At 65.3% G+C, this 12,806-nt stretch carries 15 protein-coding genes; 9 read left to right on the top strand and 6 right to left on the bottom strand.

The genetic code is table 11. The features are described from left to right. Nucleotides 1-34 precede the first annotated feature (34 nt). The gene (locus EN786_RS14530; protein WP_127286212.1) at nucleotides 35-406 is read right to left on the bottom strand and encodes a response regulator; all 372 of its coding nucleotides are present in this window, start codon (nucleotides 404-406) and stop codon (nucleotides 35-37) included. A 240-nt stretch (nucleotides 407-646) separates the two neighbouring features. Between EN786_RS14530 and EN786_RS14525 the strand changes: the two genes are divergently transcribed. Both EN786_RS14525 and EN786_RS14520 read left to right on the top strand, forming a co-directional pair. Beyond that, nucleotides 647-973, top strand: coding sequence for a DUF883 family protein (locus EN786_RS14525; RefSeq protein ID WP_127286206.1), 327 nt, complete (start codon nucleotides 647-649; stop codon nucleotides 971-973). A 9-nt stretch (nucleotides 974-982) separates the two neighbouring features. Further along, nucleotides 983-1,438, top strand: coding sequence for a hypothetical protein (locus EN786_RS14520; protein ID WP_127286207.1), 456 nt, complete (start codon nucleotides 983-985; stop codon nucleotides 1,436-1,438). Between the two features lie 46 nt (nucleotides 1,439-1,484). Here EN786_RS14520 and EN786_RS14515 read toward each other — a convergent pair whose 3' ends face one another. Beyond that, nucleotides 1,485-3,011, bottom strand: coding sequence for an HWE histidine kinase domain-containing protein (locus tag EN786_RS14515; RefSeq protein ID WP_127286208.1), 1,527 nt, complete (start codon nucleotides 3,009-3,011; stop codon nucleotides 1,485-1,487). Between the two features lie 151 nt (nucleotides 3,012-3,162). Here EN786_RS14515 and EN786_RS37715 point away from each other — a divergent pair, with 151 nt between their 5' ends. Beyond that, the gene (locus EN786_RS37715; protein ID WP_187331436.1) at nucleotides 3,163-3,330 is read left to right on the top strand and encodes a hypothetical protein; all 168 of its coding nucleotides are present in this window, start codon (nucleotides 3,163-3,165) and stop codon (nucleotides 3,328-3,330) included. Between the two features lie 58 nt (nucleotides 3,331-3,388). Here EN786_RS37715 and EN786_RS14505 read toward each other — a convergent pair whose 3' ends face one another. Further along, nucleotides 3,389-4,309 carry a diacylglycerol kinase family protein gene (locus tag EN786_RS14505; RefSeq protein WP_127286209.1) on the bottom strand — a complete coding sequence of 307 codons (921 nt, stop codon included), beginning with the start codon at nucleotides 4,307-4,309 and terminating at the stop codon, nucleotides 3,389-3,391. 251 nt (nucleotides 4,310-4,560) lie between these two features. Here EN786_RS14505 and EN786_RS14500 point away from each other — a divergent pair, with 251 nt between their 5' ends. Then, entirely contained in the window at nucleotides 4,561-5,877 is a 1,317-nt protein-coding gene (locus EN786_RS14500; protein ID WP_127309886.1) for a PRC-barrel domain-containing protein, read from the top strand. A gap of 80 nt (nucleotides 5,878-5,957) precedes the next feature. Here EN786_RS14500 and EN786_RS14495 read toward each other — a convergent pair whose 3' ends face one another. After that, entirely contained in the window at nucleotides 5,958-7,499 is a 1,542-nt protein-coding gene (locus EN786_RS14495) for an alkaline phosphatase family protein (RefSeq protein ID WP_127309895.1), read from the bottom strand. Between the two features lie 222 nt (nucleotides 7,500-7,721). Here EN786_RS14495 and EN786_RS14490 point away from each other — a divergent pair, with 222 nt between their 5' ends. From EN786_RS14490 to EN786_RS14470, 5 genes are all read left to right on the top strand, one after another. Then, nucleotides 7,722-8,654 (top strand): VOC family protein, encoded by a 933-nt coding sequence (locus tag EN786_RS14490; RefSeq protein WP_127309887.1) that lies wholly within the window; start codon nucleotides 7,722-7,724, stop codon nucleotides 8,652-8,654. A gap of 3 nt (nucleotides 8,655-8,657) precedes the next feature. Continuing rightward, nucleotides 8,658-9,281 (top strand): alpha/beta hydrolase, encoded by a 624-nt coding sequence (locus EN786_RS14485; protein WP_127309888.1) that lies wholly within the window; start codon nucleotides 8,658-8,660, stop codon nucleotides 9,279-9,281. Between the two features lie 3 nt (nucleotides 9,282-9,284). Next, nucleotides 9,285-9,584 carry a GNAT family N-acetyltransferase gene (locus tag EN786_RS14480; protein WP_127309889.1) on the top strand — a complete coding sequence of 100 codons (300 nt, stop codon included), beginning with the start codon at nucleotides 9,285-9,287 and terminating at the stop codon, nucleotides 9,582-9,584. Between the two features lie 165 nt (nucleotides 9,585-9,749). After that, the gene (locus EN786_RS14475; protein ID WP_127285285.1) at nucleotides 9,750-10,808 is read left to right on the top strand and encodes a dipeptidase; all 1,059 of its coding nucleotides are present in this window, start codon (nucleotides 9,750-9,752) and stop codon (nucleotides 10,806-10,808) included. Between the two features lie 42 nt (nucleotides 10,809-10,850). Beyond that, nucleotides 10,851-11,264 carry a VOC family protein gene (locus EN786_RS14470; RefSeq protein WP_127309890.1) on the top strand — a complete coding sequence of 138 codons (414 nt, stop codon included), beginning with the start codon at nucleotides 10,851-10,853 and terminating at the stop codon, nucleotides 11,262-11,264. 18 nt (nucleotides 11,265-11,282) lie between these two features. Here the strand turns inward: EN786_RS14470 and EN786_RS14465 are convergent, their stop codons facing one another. Both EN786_RS14465 and EN786_RS14460 read right to left on the bottom strand, forming a co-directional pair. Next, nucleotides 11,283-11,543: a hypothetical protein gene (locus EN786_RS14465; protein ID WP_127309891.1), complete on the bottom strand. Its 261-nt coding sequence runs from the start codon at nucleotides 11,541-11,543 to the stop codon at nucleotides 11,283-11,285. 1 nt (nucleotide 11,544) lies between these two features. Next, on the bottom strand, nucleotides 11,545-12,804 hold the full coding sequence (locus EN786_RS14460) for an aminomethyltransferase family protein (RefSeq protein WP_127309896.1): 1,260 nt from the start codon (nucleotides 12,802-12,804) through the stop codon (nucleotides 11,545-11,547). Between the last annotated feature and the right edge of the window lie 2 nt (nucleotides 12,805-12,806).

Raw genomic sequence — 12,806 nt, 5'->3', positions numbered from 1 at the left:
GAATTCCGGACTGAAAAACCGTGGCGTTGCTTGCTCAGGCGAGCGGTCCGCGGCCGCAGGCCGCCGCCACCGCTTCGACGAGGTCCTCGCCGGAGAAGGGTTTGCTGACCAGCCGGATCTCCGGAAAGGCCGTCTTCAATTCGTCCACCTCGGAGTGGCCGGAGGCGAAGATGAAGGGCAGGCCCGATTCGCGCAGCCGCGAGGCGAAGCCGAGGGTAGAGGTGCCGCTCAGCATCAGGTCGACGATGGCGGCATCGAATTGCGCGGCCACGTGCTCCGGCTCGATCTCCGCAAGGTCGCCGGCAACAACCACCTCGCCGGCGCCATAGTCGCGGCACAACTGTTCGACGTCGGCGGCGATCAGGAATTCGTCCTCGAGGACGAGAATCCGCAATCCGTCAAGCAATGGCACCTAGCGAAGTCTCCTTGCGGTAATGTCTTCCGGAAGAGGCAGTCATGAGCGCTATCGGGCGAGCTGTCATTTAAAAAGTTGTGTCGGAGCGCCGATGAAGTTTTGATGAGACAGGAAGGCGCGGTTCGGATAGGGCGCCGCGGCGCCGAAGCGCTTCGCCAAGTCCCCTTTTTTTGGCGCGGAACCTTGCCGTATGTTGGACGTTGAAAGCAAGCAAACGCAAGGAGTTAAGCTATGGCGACCGCCGCAGGAAAATCCGCGACAGACGGCCGGACGAGTCCCGACCTCGAAGCCGACATCAGGCAACTGAAGGCCGACATCGAAAAACTGACCAAGCAGTTGGCCAAGACCGGCGAGCACGGCTACGGAACGGCGCGGCGGGCGGCCACCGAGGGCGTCGAACAACTGCGCGCCCAGGGCGAGGCCGCCTTCGAAGGGTTGCGCGGCAATGCTAGGGATATCGAGGCGCAGATCGTTGCCAATGTGCGCGAAAAGCCGGTGACCTCGCTGGCGATCGCGGCGGGCGTCGGCTTCCTGTTCGCGCTTCTGGCGCGGCGCTAGTCCCACCCGATGGCAATGCTGGCATCGCTGATTTCGGCTCTCGCCTCCGGCGAGGCCTTGGCGGCGCTTGGCCGCGCGCGGACCGCGGCGATCGTCTACATAATCGTCACGCTCGCAGTGATTTGCGGCGTCGGCTTTCTCATCGGCGCGGCTTACATCTGGATCGCCGGGCTTTATGGCCCGATGGCGGCCTCGTTGGGTTTCGGCGTCGGCTTCCTGGTGATCGCCGGATCGGTCCTCATCGTTTACCGGCTGTCGGCGGGCCTGCGCGCGCGGCGCCGGGCGCGACAGCGCAGTGCCGACATGAAGGCGCTCGGCATCACCGCCGCGCTCGCTGCCCTGCCCGTCCTGCTCAAGGGAAAGGGCGGGCTCGGCGCCGTTCTCGCCCCGGCGATCGCGCTCGCCGCCTACGCCATCTACCGCGAGAATGCCGGACCGGATCGTGACGCCGACGATGCGGACTAGAGCCGGGCGCGCGGCGTGAATCCGCTCCGACGCACCGTGCTATGGACTATTTCGGCAGATCCTCGAGCGGTATCGATATTTCGGCAAAGACGCCATCCGGGCGGAACTCGTGCTTCACCGCGCTGGAAATGATTTTGGCCAGGCTGCGGCGGATCAGGATCGAGCCGAAGCCGTGACGGTCCGGCGGCTCGACCTGCGGGCCGCCGGTTTCACGCCAGGTCAGCACCAGATGACGGGCACCCTTCCTGCCTTGCGTCTTCCAGCCGAGCTCGACCCTGCCGGTGGCGACCGACAGCGAGCCGTATTGCAGGGCATTGCTCGCCAGCTCATGCAGGATCAGGCCAAGTCCCACTGCCTGGTCGGGGGTCAGCAGCAGGTCTTCTCCGGTGATCGTCATGCGCGGCTGCGCGGCGCTGTCGAACGGCTTGGCTTCGATCTGCACCAGTTCGTGGATGCCGATGCCACGCCATTCCCGGTCGGACAGGAGATTGTGGGCGGCGCCCAGCGCCTGCAGCCTGGCGCCGAAGGCTTCCAGGAATTCGCTCGGCTGCCGGGCGTGGCGAACGGTCTGCGTCGCCAGCGCCTGCACCGTGGCCAGGGTGTTCTTGACGCGGTGGTTCAGCTCGCGCAGCAACAGGCGCTGGCGCTCGTCGCCGAGCTTGCGCTCGGTGATGTCGTAGTTGACGCCGAAGATCAGCGTCGGCTTGCCGTCACTGTCGCGTTCGATGACGCGGCCGCGGGTGGCGATCCAGCGCGGCGGGTAGATGCCCTTCACCCGGTATTCGCCGAAATAGTCGTCGCTGCCGGTCAGCGCGTCGCGAAAGCGCGTCTCGGTCTGATAGACGTCGCGCGGATCGATGGCCGCCAGTATGTCGCGCGCCTTCAGCCGGTTCGAGCGCGGCAGGTCGAAAAGTTCGGACAGCAGGACGTCGCATTCGATGATGTCGGTGCGGATGTCCCATGCCCAACTGGCGAGCGAGGCGGCGTCGAGGGCGATGGCGCGACGCTTTTCCTCCTGTGCCAGGGCCTCCTTTGCGATAGCGCCGCTGCGGGTGGCGTCCTTCAGCGTGAACAGGCTGGCGGCGAGTTCGGCCAGTGCCTTCAACTGGCCGAGCTGGACTGCGGACGGAAAGGCGTGCGGCTTGCGGTCCAGCACGCAGAGCGTGCCGATACGGGCGCCCGCCACGACCATCGGGACGCCGGCATAGAACTGGATCCGATGCTTGCCGCTGACTGCGGGACTGGCGGCGAAGCGCGGGTCCAGGGTCGCGTCGGTCACCACCATCGGCTCGTCGCCGGCGGCGATGGCATGTGCGCTGAAGGGCATTCCCGCGGTGGTTTCGGTTTCGTCGAGGCCAAGGCTCGACTTGAACCACTGGCGCTCGGCGTCGACCAGGGTGATCAGCGCGATCGGCGCCTGGAGCACAGCGGCGGCAAGAGCTGTGATGCGGTCGAAATCAGGATCGGGCGCCGTATCAAGCAGACCGTGAAGCACGGCAAGTCGATCCTGCGCCTTCACGACGCCAAGGACGTCGGCCGGCAGTCCCGGCGTTTTGCGAACCCTGCTATCCACCAAGCCCCCAAATGCCGCGTCCCGCTGCCAACGGCCGCGGTGCCGACCAATGCGTACGCCCCAGGCTCCGGAACCTTCGCGGCGAGGAACCGTTACCCGACCATATTCTGCCAGACGCGCCGGCCGGTGCCAAACGATACGGAGGCCGACCATGACCAAGATCATCCCCGAGGAGAAAGCCCGTCAGGGACGCTGGGGCGTCAACGTGCTCAAGATCCTTGTCGCAGGCCTGCTTCTGGCATTCGTCGCCTGGGGGGTCGCGGAGATTTATGGGGAAGTGATCAAGGCTCCGACCACCGAACAGGGGCCGAAGGGCTAGCGGTCGCGCCAATGTCGTTTCCCTATGCATCACGCCGCCTCCGCCCGTTCCCTATGCATCACGCCGCCTCCGCCCGTGCGATGCGAGACGGGACCAGCACCCTTAGCGCTCCGGGGTGAATTGCGATCTCGGTCTCGCGTTCGAGCTTGACCAGCTCACCATCCATGACGGCGCGGTATTTGCTGCTCGCGGCATGGATTTTCAGTCTCGCACTCTCCGCCTGATGGATTTCGACATGGGCGCTGTCGCGCCATTTGCCGCGCGCCATGTCGAAGAAGACCCTGACCAATTCGCCGCGCCTGCGCGCCACCGAGATGTAGATGCCGAGTACGCCGCCGGTGGGATTGTCGGCATAGGGCAGGTGACCTTCCCCGAACAGGTTGTTGGTGACGCCGATGCCGGTGGCTCGGGTTACGATTTCCGCCTCGCCGATGGTGAGCGTCGCCTTCAAGGCCGGCGGGTTTTTGATCGTCGCCCAGGCGGCACGCGCCGAGGCCCGCATCTTGCCGAGGCGTGAGCCAAATTCCATGCCCTCGCGCAGTTGCACCATCTTGGCGTGCAGGCCGATGGAGAATTGGTGCACGAAAGGCCGGCCATTGGCGCTCGCCATATCGACTTCTATCACCTCGCCATCGGCAAAGGATTTCAGCGCCGCATCCAAGGTCTGCGGAACGCCGAGCCCGCGGGCAAAGAGATTCATCGTGCCCGCCGGCAGGATGGCCAGTGCCGTCTTGCGGTTCATCAGCAGGCCGGCCGCGGTCGAAATGGTGCCGTCGCCGCCGCCGGCCAGTACGACGTCGATTCCGCGCCGCCGGACCGCCTTCTGCAAGGCCGCCGCAATGTCCTTGCCGGCAACGACATCGACGTCGATGGAATGGCCGGCCGCCTCCAGCGTCTGGCGCAGCCGGTCACAGAAGCCGGAAAGATCGGTGGTCCGCAAGGTGCCGCCGTCCCGGTTCAGCACCGCCGCAAATCGCATGCCCCGCTCCGTTTCGCTCACCGAGCCGCAGGGCTCAGCCGCAGGCTGAAACGGAATGCCCGGAGAAAGGTTCCAGGGTCCGCCGAAACACGGCAGCCGGGCCAGCAATTTCATGGGCTTGTCCGGAGCGGGAAGCCGCCTTTTTCGGAACAACGATCTGGTCACGACGTTGTGAATCTGTAGAAGCGCCGCGGCCGCTCTTCCAGCGACCCTGCGGTGTGCCCGAAAATCATGCACGAGGAGGAAGCATTATGATCCGCACCCTTTTTGCGACCACCGCGCTCGCCACGCTGATAGCAACCGGCGTCCAGGCGCAAACCGCAACGACGCCCGCGCCAGCCACGCAGAACGAAGCGCCGGCCGTTCCCGTGATGCGCGCCGAGGGCAGCCTCGCCACCAACATCATTGGCGAATCCGTCTATAACGGCACCGCCGACGATGCCCAGGATATTGGCAAGGTCAGCGATGTCGTCTTTGACGAGACCGGCAAGGCAAAATCCGCCATCATCGGCGTGGGCGGTTTCCTTGGCATAGGAGCCAAGGACGTCGCCTTCGACTATGACAAGCTGCAATGGGTCGAGAAGAACGGAGACCGCTGGCTTGTCGCGGAGACCACCAAGGAAGCCCTGACGGCGCTGCCGGACTTCGACAGGAAGCCCTATGATCCGGCACCGGCCACCCAGACCGACACGACAGCGCAGGCGCCGGCGACCACGACGGAAGGCACCGGTGCGCAGAAGCCTGTCGACATGAATGCCGCTTCGGCTGAGCCGGTGAAGAAGGCAGATGGCAACCTCGCCACCAACATCATCGGCGAGTCCGTCTACAACGGCACCGCCGACGATGCGCAGAACATCGGCGACGTCAACGACATCGTGCTCACCAAGGACGGCAAGGTCGAGGCGCTCGTCATCGGTGTTGGCGGCTTCCTCGGCATAGGCGAGAAGAACGTCGCCTTCGACTTCGCCAAGGCCAAGTGGGCCGAAAAGAACGGCGATCGCTGGCTGGTCGCCGAGACCACGAAGGAAGAGCTGCAGGCGCAGCCGGACTTCAACCGCAAGGCCTATGATCCGGCGCCGGCAACCACCGCGTCGGCTGAGGTGCCAAAGGCCGCCGCTCCAACCGCAACCGCTCCGGCGCCGGCCGAAAAGACGGCCGAGGCCCCGGCAGCGCCGGCAACCCCTGAAGCCAAGACCACCGACCCGACGCAGACCGCGGCGATCGACAAGTCGACGCTGACGGAGATGCCGGTCGGCGAGATCCGGGGTGACGACCTGAAAGGGACGACCGTCTACGGCGCCAACGATGTCCAGGTCGGCGAGATTGGCGATGTCGTGCTGACGCCCGAGAACAAGCCGGACGCGGTGATCGTCGATGTCGGCGGCTTCCTCGGCATCGGCGAAAAGGAAGTCGCTGTCGGCATGGACAACCTCAAATTCATGACCGACAAGGACGGCAAGAAATATCTCTACACCACCTTCACCAAGGAACAGCTCGAAGCGCAGGCCGCCTACGACAAGGGCAGCTACGCCGAGAAGCGTGACCAGCAGAGGATGAAGGTGCAGTAGGCAATAGGAGTTGGGTGGCAGTAGGCAGTAGGCAGTAGGCAGTAGGCAGTAGGCAGTAGGGAAATGAGCTTTTCTACTGCCTACTGCCTACTCACATATCCAGCCACGCCATTCTCCGTCAGCTCCGCCAGCGCCAGCGACTGGTCGAGATGCTCCGCCCGCCAGGCCAGCAGCCTTTCGGCAAACTGCAGCCGCACCGCGAGATAGGCGGGATCGTTGGCGACGTTGGTCAGCTCGCTCGGATCCTTCTTCAGATCGAACAGCAGGGGCGGCAGGCCGCCGCCGAAATGCACATATTTGAAGTCTTGCGAACGGATGACGGCGAGGTTGCACTGGCGCGAGCCGATGCCGAAGTGGCGCTCGGCCTCGCCATCGGCCACCGAGCGGAAGTCGAATTCCCAATGCGCGGCGTCGCGCCAATCGCGCGGCGCGCCGCCCTCGAGGAACGGTTTCAGTGAGCGGCCGTCGAGATGCGGTGGCGGATCCTCGCCGAGGAGATCGAGCAGGGTCGGCAGGATATCGACGGCCTCGCTGAAGCAATCGACGCTGCCGCCGGCCGCTTGGCCCAGGCGCGGGTCGCGGATGATCAGCGGGATGTGGTAGCTGCCGTCGAAGAAGCCGCACTTGCCGAGCATGAAATGGTCGCCCATCATCTCGGCGTGGTCGGAGGTCAGCACGATCACGGTCTCGTCCCAGGCTCCCACCGCCTTGAGCGCCTGCCAAAGGCGTCCGAGTTGCGCGTCGACCTCGGAGATCATGCCGTAATAAATGGCGCGGATGGCGCGGATATTGTCCTCACCCCAGTCGCGCACCTTGCCTCCGGCGCCGGGGCGGAAGTTCTGCCGCATCCGGCGGTCGAGATCGTAGGCGAGGTACGGGTGGCTTTCCGCCTCGGCCTGCCAGTTCCCGGCGCGACTGAAAGCGGGGCCGTCGGCCGGATCATACACGGCGTTGTAGGGCTCAGGCACCATGAAGGGCGGGTGCGGGCTGATGAAGGAGAGATGCGCGAACCAGGGCGCGCCACGCTCCTGCTCGCCCAGCCAGCGGATGAACTCGCCGGCCAGGAAAGCCGTCGGCGTCTGGTCCTTCGAGTAAATTGGTGGCGCATTGGTCACGGGGTCGCTCGGTTCGCCACCCGGGCGGTGGATGTCGGGATGGCCGGCACTGGAGTCGATGCCCTGGGCGCTCAGCCAGGACAGCCAAGGCTTCTGATGCTCGGGCAGGAATTGGCGCACCGTGAAGCCGGGCAGGACGCCCTCATAGGTTCTCAGCCTGGGGTCGCCGGGCGCGAGCAGGCGTGGGTCGAGCGAGACATCCGTGTAGCCGAAGAGCGTCGGGTCATAGCCAAGGGCTCGGGCGGAAAGCGCGATGTTGCCGTGCCGGGCATCGAGCGGCGTGCCGTTGCGGCAGACGCGGTTGTTCATCTGGTAGAGCCCGGTGTAGAGGCAGGCGCGCGCCGGCGAGCAAGGGGCTGCCCCGCCAAAGTGGCGCCGAAACAGCACGCCTTCGGCGGCAAGCGCATCGGCATTCGGTGTTTTCAGCACCGGATGGCCGGCCGCCGACAGGCAATCGCCGCGCCACTGGTCGCATGTGATCAGGAGAATGTTGGGGCGTCCGCTCATGCTGGCCAAGCGCTGGTCTCCTCATCCGGCATGCCGCTCATGGAGCCGAATTCAGGCCGCCGCGCAAGGCCGCTCCTTGATTGGTGAACAAATGTTGCGCTATCGTTCACTTTTACAGCACAGTCCATTCTGTGTTTGCCTCCTTTGCCGCGGCCGTGCCTATCCTCATATTGGCGTGGACAGCGGCGAGGGCCGCACCAGCAAAAGGGAAGGAGCAGAAAAATGCTCGACCAGATCAAGGGCCTGCATCACGTCACCTCGATGGCCAGCGATGCGCGCCGGAACAATGAATTCTTCACCAAAAAGCTCGGCCTGCGCCGGGTCAAGAAGACCGTCAATTTCGACGCGCCTGACGTCTATCATCTCTACTATGCGGACGAGGCCGGCACGCCGGGTTCGGTGATGACCTATTTCCCGTTCCCCAATATCGGCAAGGGCCGGCATGGGGTGGGCGAGGTCGGCACGACGGTCTATTCGGTGCCGGAAGGCACGCTCGGCTACTGGGAGAAGCGCCTTGCCGATGAAGGCGTCGCGGGCCTGTCGCGCGAAGAGACGTTCGGCGAGAAGCGGCTCGCGTTCGCCGGCCCCGATGGCGACGGCTTTGCGCTCGTCGAAGACAAGGCCGACGGCCGCGCGCCCTGGGCGAAGGGCGGCGTTCCCGCCGACGAGGCGATCCGCGGCTTCCACTCGGTGCAGCTTCGCCTGAGGGATGGCGGCGCCACCGAGGAGCTGTTGAAGTTCATGGGCTATCAGGAGGTCGACAAGTCCGGCAACGTCCGCCGGCTTGCGGTCAAGAATGGCAATGGCGCCGACATCGTCGACATCGAATCGCTGCCGGGCGCGGCGTTTGCCAATCTCGGCGCCGGCTCGGTCCACCATGTCGCCTTCGCGGTCGAGAACCGCGCCAGGCAACTCGAAGTGCGCAAGGCGCTGATGGACACCGGCTACCAGGTGACGCCGGTGATCGACCGCGACTATTTCTGGGCGATCTATTTCCGCACGCCGGGCGGGGTACTGTTCGAGGTGGCCACCAACGAGCCAGGCTTCGACCGCGACGAGGACACCGCTCATCTCGGCGAGGCGCTGAAGCTGCCGGCTCAGCACCAGCATCTCAGGCCCTATCTCGAACAGCACCTGCAGAAACTGGAAGACTGAGCCATGAGCAAGGATACCTACACTCACAAGCTGCTGCCCGGCTCGCCGGGCAGTCCGCTGCTTTTCGTCTTTCACGGAACCGGAGGCGACGAGAACCAGCTGGTATCGCTGGGACGCGAGCTGGTGCCTTCGGCAAGCATCGTGTCGCCGCGCGGCGATGTATCGGAGCAGGGTGCCGCCCGCTTCTTCCGCCGCACCGGCGAGGGGGTCTACGACATGGAAGACCTGGCGCGGGCGACCGCCAAGATGGCTGCCTTCATCAAGGCGCATGTCGAGGAGGCAAAGCCCTCGACGGTGCTTGGGCTCGGCTATTCCAACGGCGCCAACATCCTGGCGTCGGTGGCGTTCGCGGAACCCGGCCTGTTCGACGCGACGGTGCTGATGCATCCGCTGATCCCGTTCGAGCCGCAGGTGAAAGGCAGCCTCGCCGGCCGTCATGTGCTGATTACGGCCGGCAGGCGCGATCCGATCTGCCCGCCCAATTTGACGTCGCGGCTGGAAGCCTATTTGCGCGCCGACGGCGCCGCTGTCACTGTGGAATGGCACGATGGCGGGCACGAGGTGCGGCCGAATGAAATCGAGGCGGCGCGGCAGCTCTTTGCCGGCCTGCCGGTTGAAGGAGCGTGAGCAATGGCTGATCAATTGCCCGAGGTCGAACTGGAGGATCGCGGCTCCAAGGGCCGCTATGTCCTGCGTGGGCCCGGCGGCGCCGAGGCCGAGATGACCTTCACCAAAATCGGCGAGCATCAGCTGATCATCGATCACACCGAGGTGCCTGACGCGTTTCGCGGCCAGGGCGCGGGGCTTCGCCTCGTCACCCGCGCCGTCGAGGACGCGCGCGCGGCCGGCAAGACGATCATCCCGCTCTGCCCGTTCGCCAACGCCCAGTTCCGCCGCCATCCGGAATGGGCCGACGTGCTGAAGCGGTAGCAAGTTCCCCCTTCTCCCACAACGGGAGAAGGAGAACACGCCTCAGCCACAAATGCGAACACGCCACTGGCATTTGCGCGATTTAGCCATCTTGCCTAAGTAGAGGTATCGTCCGCGGACGCACTCGCCGTCCGCGGCCCGCCACCTCAAGCCAATGGCCTCCTGATGACCGCAACCGACCTCATCCCCGTCTTTGACGGCCACAACGACACGCTGCTCAGGCTCTACCAGTCGAAGGAAGCGGATGTCGAAAAGCTGTTCATCGACGGCACGCCGGGCGGCCATATCGATCTGCCACGCGCGAAGAAGGGCGGCTTTGCCGGTGGCATGTTCGCGATCTTCCCGCCGCCGATCGAGAAGACCAAGCGCAGCGCCGTGCCGCCGGCGCCGAGCGACAACGAGCCGCTGCCGCCGGAGCTGCCGCGCGCCGAGGCGATCACCTCGACCATCGGCATGGCCTCGATCCTGTTTAGGCTGGAACGCGCCGGCGCACTGACCGTCTGCCGCAGCGCCGGCGACGTGCGCGAGGCGATGGCGAAGGGCTCGATCGCGGCGGTGTTCCACATCGAAGGCGTCGAGGCGATAGACCCCGAGCTTGCCATGCTCGATGTGCTGCACGCCGCCGGCCTGCGCTCGCTGGGCATCGTCTGGAGCCGGCCGAATGCCTTCGGCAATGGCGTGCCGTTCCGCTTCCCGTCATCGCCCGACACCGGGCCCGGCCTCACCGATGCCGGTAAGGCCCTGGTCAAGGCCTGCAATCAGCTCAGGATCATGATCGACCTCTCGCATCTCAACGAGAAGGGCTTTCGCGATGTCGCGGGCTTGAGCGATGCCCCGCTGGTCGCGACCCACTCCAACGTGCATGCGATCTGCGGCCATTCGCGCAACCTGACCGACTGGCAGCTCGGCGCGATCCGCGAGACCGGCGGCATGGTCGGCCTGAACTTCGCCACCGGCTTCCTGCGCGAGGACGGCAAGATGAATGCCGACACCGGCCTCGACATCATGGTCCGCCACATCGATTCGCTGCTGCAGGCGCTCGGCGAGGATGGCGTCGGGCTCGGCTCCGATTTCGACGGCGCGATGATCCCGGCCGTCATCGGCGATGTCGCCGGCCTGCCCAAGCTTATCGACGCGCTGGCCGCGCGCGGTTTTGGGCGAGCGCTGATCGAGAAGATCGCCTATCGCAACTGGTTGAGGGTGCTGGAAAAGACGATAGGGTGATGCGGGCCGACTTCACTACTTTGTAAACGCCGATGGTGCGCCATGCTTACCTATGTCTACTTCGGCACCAACGACTTGAAACGCGCCACGACGTTCTATGACGCGGCTTTGGCGCCGCTCGGCATGCAACGTTGCATCACCGGCGATCCGGACTGGGATCGCGCGTCGGCGGGTTGGGGCACGTACGAGGATGGCGGTTTGCGGGAGCTCGCGTTCTGGGTCGGAACGCCGTTCGACAAGCAGGCAGCGACAACAGGCAACGGCAGCATGGTCGCTTTCAGAGCGCGATCATGGAAGGAAGTGGATGATTTCCATGCTGCAGCCCTTGCCAATGGCGGGAGTTGCGAAGGTGCGCCCGGCCTGCGATTGCACTACAGCCCGGACTTCTACGCAGCTTACGTGCGCGATCCGGACGGCAACAAGCTCGCCGCTGTGAGCCGTGGTGCGCAAGCGTAGCGAAGGGTATAGCGCGCCCTATTCGAAGCCGATGCGCTTCAGCCAGTCCTTGCCGACGCTGCGGTCGCGGATGATCGGCAGCGGATTTTCCGAATCGAGCCGGGCGCAGATGCGGTAGACTTCGAGCGTCTCGGCATTCATCTCGCCGCGCTTGAAGAAGAACATCGCCGCCGCATAGCGGGTGCGGCCGGACCACGGTTCGCCGAGCGGCGTGTTGACCAGCTGCCACTGATCGGCGGCTTCCGCCTCCGCATCCAGATTCTCCGCTTCGCTTGCCATGTCAGAAATCCGCGGGCGGGCTGGCGGTGCGGCGGTCGAGCTTGATGAAGGGCCTTTGCACCACCTTCGCCTTCTTCATCAGCTTCTGGTACTGCAGCTCGCGCATGGCGTAGATCTCGACCCAGAGGTCGTCCACGATCGTGTCGCCATAAGGCCGTTGCAAAGACGCAATGGCGATGTTGCGCTTGGCCATCGGCGACCACATGGCGGCACTGACCAGCCCGACCTCCTGGCTTTTGCGATAGTAGACGATGGCATGCTCGGCCGGGATGTTGCCCTCGATCTCCAGCCCGACCAGCACGTGGCGCAGCTTCTTCTTCGTCCGCGCTTCGAGGATGGCGCGGCGGCCGTTGAAGTGCCCCTTCTCGGGATCGACCATGAAGCCGAGGCCGATCTCGTCCGGCATGCGCAGGCGGTCGGCGCGGATGGCATGCTCGGCGGTGGTGAAGTCGGCATTGGCGACGATCAGGCCGGCTTCGAGCCGGGCGCGGTTCAGCGCCGTGTAGCCGATGGCGCGGATGCCGCGCAACTCGCCCGCCGCCATCAGCCGATCCCACAGGCTCAGCGCCTTGTCGGCGGGCACGAACAGCTCGTAGCCGAGATCGCCGGTGAAGCCGGTGCGCGAGATCGTCACGGTGGCGCCGTCATGCGCGAATTCGGCGAGGTCGAAAACCTTCAGCCTTTCGACGCCGGCGAAGCCGGCGTCGCGGAGGATGGCGAAGGAGGTCGGGCCTTGCAGCGCAAGCCCGGCGACCGCTTCGGTCTCTTCTTCGATGCTCACTTCATAGCCGATCGCGCTGTCCAGCAGCCAGGGCAGATGCCGCTCCTGCGAGCAGAGGCGGAAGCGCGTCGGCGACAGCCGGAACAGGGTGCCGTCGTCGAGAACGAAGCCGTCATCGTCGCACCAGGCGGTGTAGTGGACGCGGCCGGGCTGCAGCCTGGTCACGTCGCGCAGCGTGACGCGGTCGAGATAGGCTTCGGCGTCCGGCCCCTCGATGCGGTACTTCGTCATCGGCGAGATGTCGAAGAGTGCCGCCTGGCTGCGGATGGCGAAATATTCGAGTTCCTCGTCCCACAATGAGTGCGGGGCGCGATAGCCGGCCCAGCTGTACCAGTCCTGCTTCAAGCCCAGCGCGTCGATGCGCGCCTGGAAGGGCGTGCCGAGCCGCAGCGTTCGGAAATGCGGTTGCGCCGCGAGGCGGGCTTCGAGGGCGGTGTCCACCTCGCTTGCGATGGGCTTCTTCCTGGTTGCTTGCGCCATGC

Origin of the sequence: Mesorhizobium sp. M4B.F.Ca.ET.143.01.1.1 (genome assembly GCF_004792275.1) — a bacterium.
GTDB classification, from domain to species: Bacteria; Pseudomonadota; Alphaproteobacteria; order Rhizobiales; family Rhizobiaceae; genus Mesorhizobium; species Mesorhizobium abyssinicae.
Note: the sequence above shows the minus strand (reverse complement) of the source record. Positions and strands in the feature narration are given on the sequence as shown.